At 69.2% G+C, this 16531-nt stretch carries 19 protein-coding genes; 6 read left to right on the top strand and 13 right to left on the bottom strand.

Going from position 1 to position 16531, the window contains the following annotated elements; translation table 11 throughout:
• The first annotated feature begins 68 nt into the window (after positions 1-68).
• On the top strand, positions 69-386 hold the full coding sequence (locus E6C64_RS10725; protein WP_136427468.1) for a DUF4229 domain-containing protein: 318 nt from the start codon (positions 69-71) through the stop codon (positions 384-386).
• 138 nt (positions 387-524) lie between these two features.
• Here the strand turns inward: E6C64_RS10725 and E6C64_RS10730 are convergent, their stop codons facing one another.
• The 4 genes from E6C64_RS10730 to E6C64_RS10745 form a co-directional block, all read right to left on the bottom strand.
• Positions 525-1520 (bottom strand): 1,4-dihydroxy-2-naphthoate polyprenyltransferase, encoded by a 996-nt coding sequence (locus E6C64_RS10730; RefSeq protein WP_438941854.1) that lies wholly within the window; start codon positions 1518-1520, stop codon positions 525-527.
• 94 nt (positions 1521-1614) lie between these two features.
• Complete coding sequence (locus E6C64_RS10735) at positions 1615-2787, bottom strand: AMP-binding protein (RefSeq protein WP_136427469.1); 1173 nt, start codon at positions 2785-2787, stop codon at positions 1615-1617.
• Positions 2788-2792: 5 nt separating this feature from the next.
• On the bottom strand, positions 2793-3692 hold the full coding sequence (locus E6C64_RS10740; RefSeq protein ID WP_136427470.1) for a 1,4-dihydroxy-2-naphthoyl-CoA synthase: 900 nt from the start codon (positions 3690-3692) through the stop codon (positions 2793-2795).
• 9 nt (positions 3693-3701) lie between these two features.
• On the bottom strand, positions 3702-4133 hold the full coding sequence (locus E6C64_RS10745; RefSeq protein ID WP_158437833.1) for a nuclear transport factor 2 family protein: 432 nt from the start codon (positions 4131-4133) through the stop codon (positions 3702-3704).
• A 132-nt stretch (positions 4134-4265) separates the two neighbouring features.
• On the opposite strand from E6C64_RS10745, the gene E6C64_RS10750 reads away from it, so the two are divergent.
• The gene (locus tag E6C64_RS10750; RefSeq protein ID WP_136427473.1) at positions 4266-5246 is read left to right on the top strand and encodes an o-succinylbenzoate synthase; all 981 of its coding nucleotides are present in this window, start codon (positions 4266-4268) and stop codon (positions 5244-5246) included.
• A 92-nt stretch (positions 5247-5338) separates the two neighbouring features.
• On the opposite strand, the gene ccsB is transcribed toward E6C64_RS10750, so the two are convergent.
• The 5 genes from ccsB to E6C64_RS10775 all read right to left on the bottom strand — a co-directional run bounded on the left by ccsB (position 5339) and on the right by E6C64_RS10775 (position 10401).
• Entirely contained in the window at positions 5339-6397 is a 1059-nt protein-coding gene (ccsB, locus tag E6C64_RS10755) for a c-type cytochrome biogenesis protein CcsB (RefSeq protein WP_136427569.1), read from the bottom strand.
• Between the two features lie 121 nt (positions 6398-6518).
• Complete coding sequence (gene resB / locus E6C64_RS10760; RefSeq protein WP_438941855.1) at positions 6519-8183, bottom strand: cytochrome c biogenesis protein ResB; 1665 nt, start codon at positions 8181-8183, stop codon at positions 6519-6521.
• A 127-nt stretch (positions 8184-8310) separates the two neighbouring features.
• On the bottom strand, positions 8311-9060 hold the full coding sequence (locus E6C64_RS10765) for a cytochrome c biogenesis CcdA family protein (RefSeq protein ID WP_233255567.1): 750 nt from the start codon (positions 9058-9060) through the stop codon (positions 8311-8313).
• A gap of 37 nt (positions 9061-9097) precedes the next feature.
• The gene (locus tag E6C64_RS10770) at positions 9098-9766 is read right to left on the bottom strand and encodes a TlpA family protein disulfide reductase (RefSeq protein ID WP_233255568.1); all 669 of its coding nucleotides are present in this window, start codon (positions 9764-9766) and stop codon (positions 9098-9100) included.
• A complete protein-coding gene (locus E6C64_RS10775) occupies positions 9763-10401 on the bottom strand; it encodes a histidine phosphatase family protein (RefSeq protein ID WP_136427478.1) in 639 nt (212 codons plus the stop codon). Before E6C64_RS10775 ends, E6C64_RS10770 begins: the two co-directional genes overlap by 4 nt.
• A gap of 133 nt (positions 10402-10534) precedes the next feature.
• Here E6C64_RS10775 and aspS point away from each other — a divergent pair, with 133 nt between their 5' ends.
• On the top strand, positions 10535-11863 hold the full coding sequence (gene aspS / locus E6C64_RS10780) for an aspartate--tRNA(Asn) ligase (protein ID WP_136427480.1): 1329 nt from the start codon (positions 10535-10537) through the stop codon (positions 11861-11863).
• An 11-nt stretch (positions 11864-11874) separates the two neighbouring features.
• Here aspS and E6C64_RS10785 read toward each other — a convergent pair whose 3' ends face one another.
• The gene (locus E6C64_RS10785; protein ID WP_199241015.1) at positions 11875-12123 is read right to left on the bottom strand and encodes a glutaredoxin family protein; all 249 of its coding nucleotides are present in this window, start codon (positions 12121-12123) and stop codon (positions 11875-11877) included.
• Positions 12124-12172: 49 nt separating this feature from the next.
• Here E6C64_RS10785 and E6C64_RS10790 point away from each other — a divergent pair, with 49 nt between their 5' ends.
• The gene (locus E6C64_RS10790; protein WP_136427484.1) at positions 12173-12916 is read left to right on the top strand and encodes an HAD family hydrolase; all 744 of its coding nucleotides are present in this window, start codon (positions 12173-12175) and stop codon (positions 12914-12916) included.
• 81 nt (positions 12917-12997) lie between these two features.
• On the opposite strand, the gene E6C64_RS10795 is transcribed toward E6C64_RS10790, so the two are convergent.
• The 3 genes from E6C64_RS10795 to E6C64_RS10805 form a co-directional block, all read right to left on the bottom strand.
• Positions 12998-13096: a 30S ribosomal protein bS22 gene (locus E6C64_RS10795; RefSeq protein WP_003792170.1), complete on the bottom strand. Its 99-nt coding sequence runs from the start codon at positions 13094-13096 to the stop codon at positions 12998-13000.
• A gap of 151 nt (positions 13097-13247) precedes the next feature.
• On the bottom strand, positions 13248-13445 hold the full coding sequence (locus E6C64_RS10800; RefSeq protein ID WP_136427486.1) for a helix-turn-helix domain-containing protein: 198 nt from the start codon (positions 13443-13445) through the stop codon (positions 13248-13250).
• A gap of 180 nt (positions 13446-13625) precedes the next feature.
• On the bottom strand, positions 13626-14153 hold the full coding sequence (locus E6C64_RS10805; protein WP_136427487.1) for an ArsR/SmtB family transcription factor: 528 nt from the start codon (positions 14151-14153) through the stop codon (positions 13626-13628).
• Between the two features lie 211 nt (positions 14154-14364).
• On the opposite strand from E6C64_RS10805, the gene E6C64_RS10810 reads away from it, so the two are divergent.
• Both E6C64_RS10810 and E6C64_RS10815 read left to right on the top strand, forming a co-directional pair.
• Positions 14365-15825 carry a TrkH family potassium uptake protein gene (locus E6C64_RS10810; RefSeq protein ID WP_136427488.1) on the top strand — a complete coding sequence of 487 codons (1461 nt, stop codon included), beginning with the start codon at positions 14365-14367 and terminating at the stop codon, positions 15823-15825.
• Entirely contained in the window at positions 15818-16486 is a 669-nt protein-coding gene (locus tag E6C64_RS10815; RefSeq protein ID WP_136427489.1) for a potassium channel family protein, read from the top strand. The genes E6C64_RS10810 and E6C64_RS10815 overlap by 8 nt, the downstream gene beginning before the upstream one ends.
• Positions 16487-16531 lie beyond the last annotated feature (45 nt).

The raw sequence follows: 16531 nt of genomic DNA on the forward strand, positions 1-16531 counted from the left end.
GCAGTAACGATAGACGCAGAATACTGAGCGTCGGCCGCCCGTTCGCAGACTGCTCGTACACTGTCAAGGTGGCAGAGGAACGTCGAGCGAGCAGGGCCTGGATCGGCTTCAGCCTCATCCGGGTCGGCATGTTCGCGGCAGTGCTTGCGATCCTCGCGCTCCTGCTGCCGGGCATCCCGTTCTGGATCTCGGCCATCGTCGCCGCGATCATCTCGTTCTGCCTGTCGTTCATCTTCCTGAGCCGCCCGCGCACCGAGATCGCGGTGTCGCTGGATCGTATGCGTCGCGGCGAGGCGGCTCCCCGCAGCGGGCCCGACGACGACGAGATCGAGGACGCTGCGATCGAGGATGCAGCGATCAGCCGCTCCGAGACCGACCGGCCGTAGCTGCCCCGCTCCGCCGCGCGTCAGTTGACCCGGATGGCGGGTGTCGGCCGCCGCAACCCGCCATTCGGGTCAGGTCGACTCGCGACAGCCCGCCACTCGGGTCAGCTCGGCATGGCGAGCCAGCCGTAGACCGCGCCGCTACAGGACGAACGCGGCGAGGAAGCCGAGCGACAGCACGAGCGCCAGGATGCTCGTGAGGCTGAGCGCCAGGATGAGCTCGCGCGCGGTCTTGGCCGTCGCCACGATCAGCACGGCGGGCAGGGCGATGAGCAGCGCGAAGAAGCTGAGCAGCGCGGCCGGGAACAGCAGTGCGAAGAGCCCGACCGCAACGAAGGGCAGCAGGACGAAGACGCCGTAGAGCACCTTCGAGGCCCGCGCGCCGATCCGCACGCTGAGCGTCTTCTTTCCGGCGATCCTGTCCTGCTCGATGTCCCGGAGGTTGTTGACCGTCAGCACGGCACAGGCGAGCAGGCCGATGGCCACCCCGGCGATCACCGACTCCTGCGTGATCACCTCGGTCTGCACGTAGGTGGATCCGACGGTCGCGACGAGGCCGAAGAAGACGAAGACGAACAGTTCGCCGAGTCCTGCGTAGCCGTATGGCCGCTTGCCTCCGGTGTAGAACCAGGCGGCCGCGATGCTGGCCGCGCCGACGGCGAGCAGCCACCAGAGCTGCGAGATGATCACCAGCGCGAGGCCGGCGAGCGCGGCGAGGCCGAAGAAGGCGAGCGCAACGGTGAGCACGGTGCGGGGCTTGGCGCCACCGGACGCGGTCAGCCGGGCGGGACCGACCCGGAACCGGTCGGTGCCGCGGATGCCGTCGGAGTAGTCGTTGGCGTAGTTGACGGCGATCTGCAGCAGGATCGCGACCGCGAAGCAGAGCGCGATCCGGTACTCGTGCCAGACGTAGCCACCGGCGACGTAGGCGGCCGCGGTTCCCGCGATGACCGGGGCGATCGACAGCGGAAGCGTGCGTGGCCGAGCGGCGGCTATCCAGTCGCGCGCCCGTGCGGGCTTGACCTGGTGGGGCTTGTGCTGGCCGGGGCGGAGATTGCGTCCGCCGGGCAGGGGCGCGTGGTGGTGATGTGACGGGCCAGACTTGCGGCTCGCCTGTCGCTTCTTCGGCTTGGGCACCGCAGAATACTAGGCCCCCGCTCGATGAGAGCAGCGCAGGCGGGCCCGCGGGACGGATGCCGGATAGTGCGCGCCGACTTCAGTCGAGCCCGCGTCAGTCGAGACCGGCGAGCCCTCGGAGGGCCCGGCGATCCGGCTTGCCGCTCGCGAGCATCGGGATGGCGTCCACCCGGACGATCCGATCCGGTGCAGCGGCCCGGCCGAGCGCCGCGGTCAGCCGTCCTCTGAGATCGCTGAGCGAGACGTCGGGAGCGGTCGCGGGGAGGACGACGATCGGCACCTCGCCCCATCGTTCGCTGGCCGCGGCGAGCACGAGGGCGCTCGAGCAGCCGGGCATCGCTCGCACCTCCGCCTCGACGAGTCCGAGGGACACCTTCTCGCCGCCCGAGATGATCACGTCGTCGCGCCGTCCCTCGACGCTCAGGAGCCCTCCGGGCACCGACTCGTCGAAGCGTCCGACATCCCCCGTGCGATACCAGCGCCGGCCGTCTTCGACCACGAAGGCGCCCTCCGTGCGCGCGGGGTCGGCCAGATAGCCGTCCGCGAGCATCGGGCCGGCGAGCAGGATCTCGCCGGATGCACCCGGCATGCCGTCAGCGCGCTCGATCCGCACCCTGACCGTGCCGAGCGGCACCCCGTCGTACACGCAGCCGCCGCCGGTCTCCGAGGAGCCGTAGGTGCGGATCACTCGGAGCCCCAGGCGCTGGGCGCGTTCCCGGATGGCGGCGTCGAGCCGCTGGCCGCCGACGAGGATGGCGTGCAGGGAGCGCAGCCGGTCGGCCGCCTGCGGATCGGACTCCGCGGCGTCGATGAGCACGCTCAGCTGCGCCGGCACGAGTGAGGTGTATCGCCGCTCAGCATCGAACAGCTCGATGCCCGCGAGGAAGGCGGACGCGTCGAAGTGCCCGGCCGCCAGCACGATGGGATCCGTGCCGGCGACGATCGAGCGGGTGAGCACCTGCAGGCCGGCGACGTAATGCACGGGCAGCGCCAGCAGCCACCGACCCGGTCCGCCGAGCGCCGCGTCGGTCGCGGCGACGCTCGCGAGCAGCGCGTCGGTGCTGAGCGCCACACGCTTCGGCGCCCCCGACGACCCGGAGGTCTCGATCACCGCGGCGATCGGCTTGGCCACCTGGGCGGGGGCGTCACCGGGCAGCGCCGAGCCGAGCGGGACGGGCAGGATCGCGGGGCCGTCGCCGCTGAGGGCGGCGCGGAGCGCGATCGCAACCTCGGTCGGATCAGCCTCGAGGGGCTGGAGAGCGCGCATCCGACTCAGTAGTGCCAGGGGAAGGGCGACCAGTCGGGCTCGCGCTTCTCGAGGAATGCGTCGCGACCCTCGACCGCCTCGTCCGTGCCGTAGGCGAGCCGGGTGGCCTCCCCTGCGAAGACCTGCTGGCCGACCATGCCGTCGTCGACCGCGTTGAAGGCGAACTTGAGCATCCGGATGGCGGTCGGGCTCTTGCCGAGGATCTCGGTGGCCCACTCGATCGCGACCTCCTCGAGCCGCTCGTGCGGCACCGCGGCGTTGATCGCTCCGGTGTCGAGGGCGCGCTGGGCGTCGTACTCGCGGGCGAGGAAGAACACCTCGCGGGCGAACTTCTGTCCGACCTGCCGGGCGAAGTAGGCGCTGCCGTATCCCGCGTCGAACGATCCGACATCCGCGTCGGTCTGCTTGAAACGCGCGTGCTCGGCGCTCGCGATGGTGAGGTCGCAGACCACATGCAGGGAGTGACCGCCGCCGGCAGCCCAGCCGGGCACGACCGCGATGACCACCTTGGGCATGAAGCGGATCAGGCGCTGGACCTCGAGGATGTGCAGCCGTCCGGTGGCCGCCGGTCCGGGCGCAGGGCCGGTTCCCTCGTATTGGTAGCCGTCCCGGCCCCGGATACGCTGATCGCCGCCGCTGCTGAACGCCCAGCCGCCGTCCTTCGGGCTCGGCCCGTTGCCGGTGAGCAGCACGACGCCGATCCGGGGGTTCTGCCGGGCGTCGTCGAGCGCGCGGTAGAGCTCGTCCACCGTGCGGGGTCGGAAGGCGTTGCGCACCTCGGGGCGATCGAACGCGACACGGGCGATGCGGCCGGTGGTGTCCTGGTGGTACGTGACGTCGGTGAGGTCGTCGAATCCGGGGACATCGAGCCAGGTGCTCTCGTCGAAGAGCGCGGAGACGGGCATGTGCCGAGCCTACGGCGTGACGGTTGCGGGCTCCCCGTCCCCGTCCTCCGCCGGTTCCTCCGCAAACGACTCGGGGATCACGGTGCCCTGATGGAAGAGCACGGACCAGCCGCCGCCCGACCAGGTCCAGATCGAGCTGCGGCGGGTGCGACGACCGCTGCGCTCGGCGATGTAGGTGACCAGGATCGCCGCCGGCGCGATGGCCCGTGCTTCGAGCTCCTCGATCTCCACGGGCGGGGCGATCTCGCTGTCGTCGTCGCCCGCCTCCTCGCTGAGCGCGGCGATGATCCCTGCCCGGTCCCAGCGCCTGCCCGACGCGCCGAACTCGACGAAGTCAGCGTGCAGCAGGGTGGTCAGACGGTGAGGATCGGCCCGCACCTCCGGCTCGATCAGCAGCAGCTCCAGCCGCGTCGCCTCGGCCAGGTCTTCGTAGTCCGGCATCTCCATGCTCCGACATTCGCACGGATCCGGAAAAGTTTCACCGATCCGGAGATCTGCATCGGAACGGGGGCACTCGGATGCCCCGAGCGGGCAGAACGGGGGCGATCTCCGGATCCGTGCAAATCTGGACGCATGGATGCCTTCCTCTCCGATGTGCTGAGCGGTCTCCGGGTGGTGTCGCTGCCGCTCGCGACTCGATTCCGCGGCCTGACGGTCCGGGAGACCGCCGTCTTCGAGGGTCCGATGGGCTGGACCGAGTTCTCGCCGTTCGTCGAGTACGACGACGATGAGGCATCCCGCTGGCTGGCCGCCGCCTACGACTTCGGCTGGACGGCGGCACCTCCCGGCGTGCGCGAGCGGATCATGGTCAACGCGACCATGCCCGCGGTCGCGGCGGCGCAGGTGCCTGAGATCCTCGCCCGCTTCTCCGGCTGCCGCACCGTGAAGGTCAAGGTCGCCGAACCGGGCACGACGCTCGCCGACGATGTCGCGCGAGTCGCGGAAGTGCGCCGGATGCTCGGCGCGGAGGGGCGGATCCGGATCGACGCGAACGGCGCCTGGAACGTCGATGAGGCCGAGCACGCCATCCGAGAGCTGTCCGTCTTCGACCTCGAATACGTCGAGCAGCCGTGTGCACACACAGCCGAGCTTCAGGAGCTCGAGGGCCGGATCGACTACCTCGATGTGCCGATCGCGGTCGACGAGGGGCTCCGCAAAGCGCTCGATCCGCTGGGCGCAGCGCGGGAGCTGCCAGGTCGGGTGGTGATCGTCAAGGCCGCGCCGCTCGGCGGGATCCGGTCCGCGCTGGCGATCGCCACCGCCAGCGGACGTCCGGCCGTCGTCTCGAGCGCCCTCGAGTCATCCATCGGATTGTCGATGGGCCTGCACCTGGCTGCCGCGCTGCCCGAGCTCGACTACGACTGCGGCCTGGGCACGGCGGCCCTGCTGGCCGCCGATGTCACCGACGATCCGCTGCTCCCCGAGAACGGCGCGATCGAGGTCCGCCGGGTGGCACCCCGCCCAGCACTGCTCGACGCCTTCGCCGCGGACGCAGAACGCACGTCCTGGTGGCGCGAGCGCATCACCCGCTGCCACGCCCTCCTGCAGCGCTGACCCGACGTCGAATTGCCAGTTATGGCTCTCACATCGCCGATTTGAGAGCCGAAAGTGGCAATTTGGCGGGATTGGGGCGGGGCTAGCGCGGGCTAGAGGCCCGAGTAGGCGTGCAGGCCCTTGAAGAAGACGTTGACGACGCCGAAGTTGAACAGCACGGCGGAGTAGCCGATGATCGCGAGCCAGGCGGAGTGCGATCCACGCCAGCCACGGGTCGCGCGAGCGTGGATGTAGGCGGCGTAGATGACCCAGATGACGAAGGTCCACACCTCCTTGGTGTCCCAGCCCCAGTAGCGGCCCCACGCGTGCTCGGCCCAGATCGCACCGGCCATGAGGGTGAATGTCCAGAGGATGAAACCGACGATCGCGACGCGGTAGGCGCTCCGCTCGAGGCTCTCGGAGGCGGGCACCGAGGCCAGCAGGCGCAGCTTGACAGCACGGGCCGACGAGCCGAGGCCCTCCCGACGGGCCTGCAGGAGCTGGACGACGGACAGCGCGAAGCTCAGCGTGAAGAAGCCGGTGGCCAGGATCGCGACCATCACGTGGATGACGAGCCAGTAGGACTGCAGCGCCGGCGGGAGCGGGACGACGTCGACCCGGAAGCCGACCGTGGAGATGCCGAGCAGGATCAGCACGAGCCCCGTGATGACGGCGCCGAGGAACCGCAGGTCCTTACGGATGACCGCGACGAGGAAGATGCCCATGATGATGAGCGTCCCGGTCATCGAGAACTCGTACATGTTCGCCCATGGCACCCGGGCGGCGGCGATGCCGCGGAGCACGTCGGCGGCCAGGTGCAGCACGAAGCCGAGGATGCTGAGCGCGACACCGACGCGGAGACTCACGCCCTCCTTGCCCGGACGAAGGGGAGTCGACGCCCCCGCGGAGTCGGGCGCGATGGGGTCAGAGGAAGACGGGCCGTAGGACTCGGGGCGCTCGAGGGTGGTCGTGCCTGCTGAGCCGGCAGCGGCCGATCGGGTCACTCGCGTGCCGCGAGCAGCCGCGATGCGCTCGGCGCCGCTCTGCACGGTGGCGGCGCGCGCGGTCACGCCGGCCGAGCGGCGGGAGAGGTCGAGCGTGAAGGCGATGAAGGCGATCGCATAGACGCCCATCGCGGAGTACAGGAACAGCGTCGAGTACTGGTCAAGCATCTGCGTCACGCCGACAGCCTACGGCGTCGTTCCGGGGGAAGCGCCGGGGAAGCCGAGGGGATGCCACCCAGGAGCATCGGGATGCGAAGGTCGAACCGATCGGCAGCTGCGCGACCCGCGCTCAGCGGATCGGCTTCGTCTCGCCGTCGCCGGCCCTCCCGGTCTGCGCCGCGCCGCCGAGCTGTTCGCTGTGCCGATCGGCGAACTCCTGCACCGCCTCGTCGAGCCGCGGATCGTCGCCGCGGGCGAGGCCCGCGTACTCCACGGACAGCTCGCCGTCCGATCCCCGACGCACCTTGAGCCAGAGCCGGCGTCGCGGCACGAAGAGCGAGGCGGCGAGGCCCGCGAGCACGAGGATGGCGAACGCCAGCACCCAGGCCTGCGTCGGGTCGTCGTGGATCTCGAGCGATGCGAACCGGTCGATGCTGTCGAGCGTGACCGTGCCGAGGCCGTTCGGCAGATCGACGGTGGCGCCCGGCGTCAGCTCGGGCGCCGGCTCCGGGGCGTTGCGGCCGGCCTGCAGGGTGAGATCGGTCGTGTCCAATTGGTAGACCGACTTCGGGATCCCCTGATCGAGGCCCAGGTCGCCCGTATAGACGGACAGGGTGAGCAGCGGGTCGTCCAGGTCGGGGAACGACGACGCCAACGCGCCCGAGTCGAGCGTGGTCTTGGTCGGATAGAGCAGTCCGATGATGCCGACCTGCTCGCTGAGCCCGTCCGGGACCTTGATGATGCCGGTCGAGAACAGCTGCGCGTTCTGCGGCAGGAACGGCACGGATCCGGAGAAGACGACGGTGCCGTCGGGATCGCGGATCGTCAGGTGCGGCGCGTAGCCGTTGCCCAGCAGGTACACATTGGTGCCGTTCACCCGAAGCGGCTCGTTGACCTTGATCTGCTTCTTCGAGGTCTGCGTCGAGTTCGGCTCCTGGACGGTCACCGACGCGGTGTAGTCGAGCGGTGCGCCGATCGCGTTGGCGTTGTCCTGCTCGTAGGTGACCTGCAGGTCGTCGAGGCGGAGCCGATAGGGCGAGAGGGTGTCATCGGTGACGAGCCTCCCCCGCGTGAACGAGTCGTAGCCGCCGATGTAGTTGACGAAGGACTCCCCCGTCACCACCACCCGATTGCCGTTGTAGCCGAAGCTGCCGCCGATCGCGACGGCGACGAGGATCCCGACGAGGGAGCCGTGGAAGATGAGGTTGCCGGTCTCGCGCAGATACCCGCGCTCGGCGGAGAGCGAGTCGCCGTAGCGGACGACCCGGTAGCGCTTGGACTTCAGCACCCGCTCGCCGGCAGCGAGTGCCTGCTCGACATCGTCGCCGGCGAGCGTCCTCCGACGCAGGCCCTGCATCCGTTCGAGGCGCGCCGGGGTCCGAGGGGGCTTCGCCCGCATCGCCTGCCAGTGGTGCTTCGTCCGCGGGAGCACGCAGCCGATCAGCGAGATGAATAGGAGCAGATAGATGGCGGTGAACCAGACCGACGAGTAGACGTCGAAGCCCTGCACCGCGTCGATGATCGGAAAGAGATCGGGGTGCTCGTCGAGGTACTGGCTGACGCCGTTCGGGTCCGAGCTGCGCTGCGGAACGAGCGATCCGGGCACCGCGGCTATCGCGAGGAAGAGCAGCAGGAACAGCGCGGTGCGCATGCTCGTCAGCTGCCGCCAGGCGAAGCGCAGCCAGCCGATCGGGCCGAGCTTCGGGGCCGAGATCCCGTCCGTCCCGCCGGCGTCGGCTCCGTCGGCTCCAGAGTCGTCGACGGCCGAGTCGACATGGTCGGACGGACGGTGCAGCTCGGCGGCGGCATCCCGCTTGGACTGCGCGTCGTCGCTCGTCTCGCCGTCGGGGCCAGCGGGGCCGTCGATCGGGGCCCGACCCGACTCAGGGCGGTCAGATCCCGGGCGGTCAGATCCCGGGCGGTCAGATCGCGGGGACATAGCCGACGATCACCGCCCCGAGGTCGAGCATCCAGCGGTTCCAGAGTCCCGAGACCATGAGGACGCCGATGAGGATGAGGAGCGCTCCGCCAACGAGGTTGATGGTGCGAATATGCCGGCGCAGGAATGCGACTGATCTGGTCGCCCAGCCGAAGCCGACCGCGATGAGCAGGAAGGGCACGCCGAGGCCAAGCGCGTAGGCGAAGCCGAGGATCGCACCCTGCCAGGGCGAGCCGCCCTGGAAGCCGATGGAGTAGATGGCCGTGAGGGTAGGGCCGAGGCAGGGGGTCCATCCGACGGCGAAGATCGCGCCGAGCAGCGGCGCGCCGATGAGCCCCACGGTCGGGCTGATGTCGAGTCGGATGGTGCGCTGCAGGAAGCCGATCCGGCCGATGAAGGCCAGCCCGAGCAGGATCACGACCACGCCGGCGATCCGCGTGATCAGGTCGCGCCACTGGATCAGCCAGAAGCCGGCGGCGCCGAACAGGAAGCCGGAGACCACGAAGATGGCGGCGAAGCCGAGCACGAACAGCAGCACGCCCAGGATGAGGCGTCCGCGTCCTGGTTCGCCGCGCTTCACCGTCGATCGCCCGTCGGTGAAGCCGCCGAGGTAGGCCAGGTAGCCGGGCACGAGCGGCAGCACGCAGGGCGATGCGAAGGAGATGAGTCCCGCCAACAGGGCGATCGGCAGGGCGAGGATGAGCGGCCCGCCCATCAGCTGGCCGGTGTTCACGCTGCGGCGCGCTTCGGCGAGGCGATCACGACGGCGCTCATGAGGTCTCCGCGACGGTCTCGCGGATGATCGTCTCCAGCGTCGTGGGCTCCGTCACCTGGCCGAGGATGCGTGCAGCGACTCGGCCGTCGGCATCGAGCACGAGGGTCGTCGGAACGGCGTTCGGTTGGATCGACGCGCTGAAGGCCAGCTGCACGTCCGAGGTCGCGCTGTCGAGGATCGACGGATAGGTCACGCCGAACTTCTCGGCGAACGCCTGCGCCTGCCCGGCCTCGTCGCGCACATTGACGCCGATGAACTGCACGCCGTCGGCGCTGAACTCCTGGGACAGGCTCTCGAGATCGGGCGCCTCCACCCGGCACGGCGGACATGAGGCGTACCAGAAGTTGACGACGACGACTCCGCCCAGCGCGTCCGTCGAGTCGAAGTCGGTGCCCTGGTCGGTCGTGCCGCCGAAGGTGACCGGATCCCGACGTTCGGACGTCAGGAAGGTCTCGACGGCGCCGTCCCCGGAGATGTAGCCCTTGTCGCTGCCGTCCCGCTGCGAGTCGGCGAGGGAGTCGGCTGTGCAGCCGGCGAGCAGCAGTGCCGACGCGGCGGCGAGCGCGATCGCGGTGATCAGCCGTCGGCGGGCGACGGGGTGCGCGACCGCGTGTTCGACGGGGCGGCCTGCTGCCGAGCCGTCTGATGGGAGGGAGCGGCTCACACGGCTCCCGTGTCGATGGCGCCGACCCCGATCGCGGCCGCCGGATCGGCGTAGGCCGTCTCCACGAACCGGCCACCACGGCGCTCGAGGGTCGTGATGCTCGACAGGGCGCATCGACGCTTGCGCGGGTCGTGGTAGAGCGGGCGGCCGGTGACCTGACGGTGCACGGTCCAGATCGGCAGCTGGTGGGACACGATCACGACCTCGCCGCCGTCGACCGAGTCGTAGGCGTCGGCGATCGCGGCGAGCATGCGGGCGGAGATCTGGATGTAGGGCTCGCCCCAGCTCGGCTGCAGCGGGTTGCGCAGCAGCGGCCAGGCGGATCGATCGCGCACGATCGTCGGGCCGAAGCGCACGACCTTGCCCTCGAAGAGGTTCCACGGCTCGATCACCCGGGGCTCGCGGTCGATCGGCAGCTCGAAGCGCTCCGCCCACGGGGCGGCGGACTCCTGCGTGCGCTGAAGGGGGGAGGCGACCAATCGAGTGATGGGCCGTCCGAGCAGCGACTCGGCCGCTGCGGCCGCCATCCGGTGCCCGCGCTCGGAGAGTCCGAAGCCGTCGAGCCGGCCGTAGAGCACACCGCCGGGGTTGAACACCTCGCCGTGGCGCACGAGGTGGATCGCTGCGGCAGGCACGCGACAAGTGTACGGATCTCGCCATGGGTGATTCCCTGAGGCGTAACCATGACGAGTTGCCCAGTTCTGCCGCTCAGAACGCGATCCAGGCGGCAGAACTGGGCAGTTCGCCGGATCGGTAGGCTGGACCCTCGTGACAGAGCGCACCCTCATCAAGAATCTGGCCGCCCGCGAGGACGGCGCCGTGACCGTCTCCGGCTGGGTCGAGACCATCCGGGACCAGAAGAAGGTGCAGTTCGTCATCCTCCGCGACGAGTCCGGATCGCTCCAGCTCGTGCGGCCCCGTCCCGAGCCGGACGCAGAGACCGGCAAGAGCGACGACATCGCCGAGTCCATCTCCGCCCTGACCCTCGGAAGCTTCATCTCCGTCAGCGGCGAGCTCAAGCACGACGAGCGAGTCAAGCTCGGCGGCATCGAGGTCAAGATCGGCACGCTCGACGTCGTCGGCAAGGCCCTGCCCGAGAACCCGATCGCCGAGGACAGCAGCATCGACAAGCGCCTCGACTGGCGCTTCCTCGACCTGCGCCGCCCCGAGCAGGCGCTCGTCTTCCGCATCCAGACCACCTTCGAGCACGCCCTCCGCACCTACTGGGTCGAGCACGACTTCATCGAGCTGCACACGCCCAAGCTGATGGCGAGCGCGAGCGAGTCGAAGGCTGAGCTGTTCGAGATCGAGTACTTCGAGGGCAAGGCGTACCTGTCGCAGAGCCCCCAGTTCTTCAAGCAGATGGCGCAGCCGGCGGGCTTCGGCAAGATCTTCGAGATCGGCCCCGCCTTCCGCGCCGATCCCTCATTCACCTCACGGCACGCGACCGAGTTCACGAGCGTCGACGCCGAGATCAGCTGGATCGACAGCCATGAGGACGTCATGAAGCTGCACGAGGAGCTCCTCGTCGCCGGCTTCGCGGCCGTCAAGGCGAAGCACGGCGCCGAGATCGAGGCGCTCTTCGGCATCGAGCTCACGGTGCCGTCGACCCCGTTCCCGCGGATCCCGCTCGCCGAGGCCAAGCAGATCGTGGCCGACCGCGGCTACGTCGTGCCCCGCGCCGACGCCGACATGGACCCCGAGGGCGAGCGTCAGATCTCGGCCTACGCGAAGGAGACGTACGGGCACGAGTTCGTCTTCCTGACCGACTACGCCTCGAGCATCCGGCCGTTCTACCACATGCGCCACGAGGGCGACGAGGGCCTGACGAACAGCTACGACCTCATCTTCAACGGCACCGAGATCTCCACGGGCGCTCAGCGCGAGCACCGCGTCGACGTGCTGATCGAGAACGCGAAGGACAAGGGCCTCGACCCGGAGGAGCTCGACTTCTACATCGACTTCTTCCGCTACGGGGTGCCCTCGCACGGCGGATTCGGCATGGGCCTCAGCCGAGTGCTCATGCTGATGCTGCACCTGCCGAGCATCCGCGAGACCACGTACCTGTTCCGCGGACCGAACCGCCTGCTGCCGTAGCGTTCCGGCTGTCAGGACAGGGCGGCCTTCAGGCGCTCGTCGTCGAAGCGCCAGTGGCCGTGCTCCTCGCCGTCGATGAGGACGACCGGGATCTCCTCGACGTAGCGGTCGAACAGCTCCGCATCCTGCAGGATGTCCCGCTCCTCGACCACGACGGAGCCGGTCGGCAGGGTGGTCACGACCCGATCCACGACCGTGCGAGCCTCATCGCAGAGGTGGCATCCGGGTTTGCCGATGAGGGTCAGTCGCTTGGGCACCAACCCAGCCTATGGTGGAAGGGCGATGACGATCCCCCTGTCCGTTGGCCCGATGTCCACACCGATCGCGGCGTTCTTCGACGTCGACAACACCCTGCTGCGCGGCGCCAGCCTCTTCCACCTCGGCAAGGGCGCACGCCGACGCGGGATCGTGACGCTGCCGATGCTCGCCCGGTTCGCCGTCAAGGCCGCCAGCTTCATGCTGGTCGGCGAGAACCGGCATCACCTCGAGCAGGTGCGGATCCAGGCGCTTGAAGTGATCAAGGGGCAGACGCGCGCCGATCTGCGCGGCCTGGCCGAGGAGATCTACGAGAAGTACCTGGCCCGGGCGATCTGGCCCGAGACCCTCGGCCTCGCCCATGATCACATCAGCAAGGGCCACCAGGTGTGGCTGGTCACCTCGACGCCCGACTTCCTCGCCAACGTCATCGCCGAGCGTCTGGGGCTGACGGGTGCCATGGGCACACCCCTCGAGACCGAGGACGACGTGTACACCGGCCAGCTGTCGGGGCCGCTCATGCACGGCTCGGGCAAGGCGGATGCCGTGGCGCTCACCGCTTCGCACATCGGAGCGCCCCTCGGCGAGTGCTGGGCCTACAGCGACTCGGCCAACGACATCCCGCTGCTGACGCTGTGCGGCAATCGGATCGCCGTCAATCCCGACAGGACGCTGCGCCGTCATGCCGTCGCGAGCGGCTGGTCGATCATGGATCTCACCGTGGCGAGCATCCGCGAGGCCCGTCGACGGGTGCGACGAGAGGGCCGCCAGGCACGCAGAACGCCGGGCCGCCCGTAGGCGATCCGGCGTCCTGAACGCGACGGCAGCAGGTGCGGTCTCCGCCTCTGCTGACAGCGCTGCTGGCAGAAGGAGCTGAGGCTACTTCTTGTTGCGACGCTGGTGACGCGTCTTGCGCAGCAGCTTGCGGTGCTTCTTCTTTGCCATGCGCTTGCGGCGCTTCTTGATGACAGAACCCATAGGTCGACCTCACTGATAGGGCGGAGAACCGGGCCCAGTCGAACCTCGGAAAACCTTCGCGCGGAAAACGCGACACCATATTCTAGCGGCACGCTCCCCGAGCGTCGTTCCGGATCGGATGCTCATCCGAAGCCGCGCACCCGGTGGGACCTCAGGACGCCCCGACGGGCTCCTCGACCATGCTCGCGAGCAGGGCCGCAACGGCGTCGGCGGGCACCCGGAAGGAGTGCCCGAAGCGGGTGGCGGGCAGCTGCCCCGAATGCACCAGGCGGTACACCCGCATGCGCGGCACCCCCAGCGCGTCGGCCACCTCTGCGACGGTGAGGAACTGCGATTCGGACAGCGTCATGAGCGCCCTTTCCACCCCGGGCGATCGCTTCGGGTGATCGCCCCGAAGGACGACTGTAGATGGCGCGGCGACGGGGGTAAAGCCGGCCGGGTGCGTCTATCGGCGACTCACCGGCGAAAGCTCAGGAAGTCGAGCAATCGGATCCGGATGAGCGGAGGGACGACGGAAACCGTCGGCCGATCAGCCGCGACGCAGCCGCCTCTGCAGACCGCGGACGCCGTGCACGCTCGACGCGACGACGCCGCCGATCGACTCTGCGACCGCACGCTGGCGGGCGGCGAGCACGGGCGGCCTCGTGAGCATGGGCACGCCGAGGGTCGACGCGGACTGCGCTGCCACAGAGGAGGACGCGGGCGTCGGGGCCGACACCTCATCCGCCGGGACGACCGGATCGGCCGCCCCGTCCTCCTCGCCGATCTCGGCGCGGATGAAGGGCACGAGCCAGTCCTCGAGCGCTTCGAGCGGAAGGAACTCGAGCTTGTAGTAGCGGTGCTGGCCCTTCTCCCGGACGGTCACCAGTCCTGCGTCGCGGAGCACCTTGAGGTGCTTCGAGACCGTCGGCTGGCTGAGACCCGTCCCGGCCACGAGCTGGCCGACGCTCAGATCGCCTCCGCCGGGCTCGTCCGTCCTGGCGGTGTGCCGCTCGAGCAGCAGCTGCAGCAGGTCGCGCCGCGTGGGATCGGCCACGACGTCGAAGATGTCCGCCATGGAGCTAGGTTATGGCTCCGCGGCGTGTCGCGGGGGTGCCGCACGCCGAACGGCCGAATCGGGATCGCAGTTCCTCTCGCCTGCCCCGATCGCCGACCCCACCCCGACCCCATCCCCGTGCGGATCCTGATCGGCGCGCACTCGGCCCGCGGCCGAGCACCGCCTAGCATGGCTCTCCGTGAAGGATCCCGGTTCGTGAAAAGGGCGTGAAATGGGCGTGATCCAGAGACGCGAGGAGCGATTCGCGCACCTGCCCGTCGGGGTTCGGCTGCGCGACGGCCTCAGCTACTTCGCGTCCGCGACTCCGGCCCGGTTCGCCGTGCTCATCTTCGTCGGCCTGATCGTGGTGTTCACGGTCCTCCTGCTGCTGCCCGGCATGACCGCAGACGGTGAGACGACCGACTTCGCGGACGCGCTCTTCACCGCGACCTCCGCCATCTGCGTGACCGGCCTCTCGACCGTGAACATGGCCACCCACTGGTCGGAACTCGGCCACGTGATCATCGTCATCGCGACCCAGCTCGGCGCGGTCGGCGTGCTCACCCTCGCGTCCCTGATGGGACTGGTCGTCTCCCGCCGGCTCGGCCTGCGTCAGCGGCTGCTCGCTGCCGGCGATGTCAATCCGATGGCACTCAACAAGGGAGGGTCCTCCGACTCCCCCGCCTCCCGGCTCGGCGAGGTCGGCGGGCTGCTCGCCACCGTCGCGCTCAGCGCCCTGGTCATCGAGGTCGGGGTGGCTCTGCTGCTGCTGCCCCGCATCCTGCTCGAAGGCGTCCCCATCCTCGACGCGCTCATCGAGGCCTTCTACTTCTCGGCGATGGCCTTCACCAACACCGGCTTCGTGTTCTCCGAGTCGGGCCTCACCCCGTACCTCGACGACGTCTGGTTCCTCGGCCTGCTGATGATCGGCGTGGTCCTCGGCAGCATCGGCTTCCCGGTCATCTATGCCCTGAGCCGCAACCTCAAGCTGCGCAAGATCAAGTCGAACCGGCAGGCCCGCTGGTCGCTGCACGTCAAGCTCACCGTCGTCACGACCGTGATCCTGCTCGTGCTCGGCGCCGCCGCCTTCTCCATCCTCGAAGCCGACAACGGCTCCACGATCGGCGGCCGCGGCCCGTTCCACCTGGGCTTCCAGGCCCTCTTCATGTCGGTCATGACCCGCTCCGGCGGCTTCTCGACCTTCGACATCGGCGACCTCAACAATGCGAGCCTGCTCGTCACCGACATGCTGATGTTCATCGGCGGCGGATCGGCGTCGACGGCCGGCGGCATCAAGGTGACCACCATCGCGATCCTCTTCATCGCGGCCTTCGCCGAGGCCCGAGGCAACGCGTCGATGGAGGCGTTCGAGCGCAAGATCCCGGGCGACGTGCTGCGGCTCGCGGTCAGCGTCGTGCTGTGGGGAGCCACGACGGTGGCGCTCTCGTCGATCATCCTGCTCCAGCTCACGGGCGACTCCCTCGACCGGGTGCTATTCGATGTGATCTCGGCCTTCGGCACCGCGGGACTGAGCACGGGCTTCACGGCATCGCTCGAGGACCCCGGCAAGTACGTGCTCACGGCCACGATGTTCATGGGCCGGATTGGTACAGTCACACTCGCCGCCGCGCTGGCGGCGAGTCAGCGACGGCAGCTGTTCACTCGAGCCGAGGAGAGGCCGATCGTTGGTTGAGCGGATCCCCCACAACGCCCCCGTGCTCGTGATCGGGCTCGGCCGCTTCGGCGCCGCGACCGCCGGGCAGCTGGATCGGCTCGACCGAGAGGTGCTCGCCGTCGACGAGAGCCTCGTCCTCGTGCAGAAATGGTCCGAGCGGATCACCCACGCCGTGCAGGCCGACGCCCGCAGCATCGACGCCCTGCGTCAGCTCGGCGCGCAGGAGTTCAAGATCGCGGTCGTCGCGGTCGGCTCCTCGATCGAGGCGAGCGTGCTGATCACCGCGAACCTGGTGGACCTCGAGATCCCGCAGATCTGGGCGAAGGCCATCTCCAAGTCGCACGGCAAGATCCTCGAGCGGATCGGCGCCAACCATGTCATCTATCCCGAGGCGGAAGCGGGCGAGCGCACGGCTCACCTCGTCACCGGACGCATGCTCGACTACATCCAGTTCGACGACGACTTCGCGCTGGTCAAGATGTATCCGCCAAAGCCCATCCGCGGCATCCCGCTGGACAAGTCGGAGGTGCGGCGGAAGTACCACATCACCGTCGTCGGCGTGAAGTCGCCGGGCAAGCCATTCACATATGCGACAGGCCAGACGGTGGTCTCGGATCACGATCTGATCATCGCGTCGGGCACCAACGCCGACATCGAGCGCTTCGCCGGCCTCGCCTGACCCTCGCCCTCGGTCGCGGCTCTTTCGCGGATCAGGCGATCGCAC

The sequence above is a fragment of the Naasia lichenicola genome, from assembly GCF_004801885.1.
Classification (GTDB): Bacteria; Actinomycetota; Actinomycetes; order Actinomycetales; family Microbacteriaceae; genus Naasia; species Naasia lichenicola.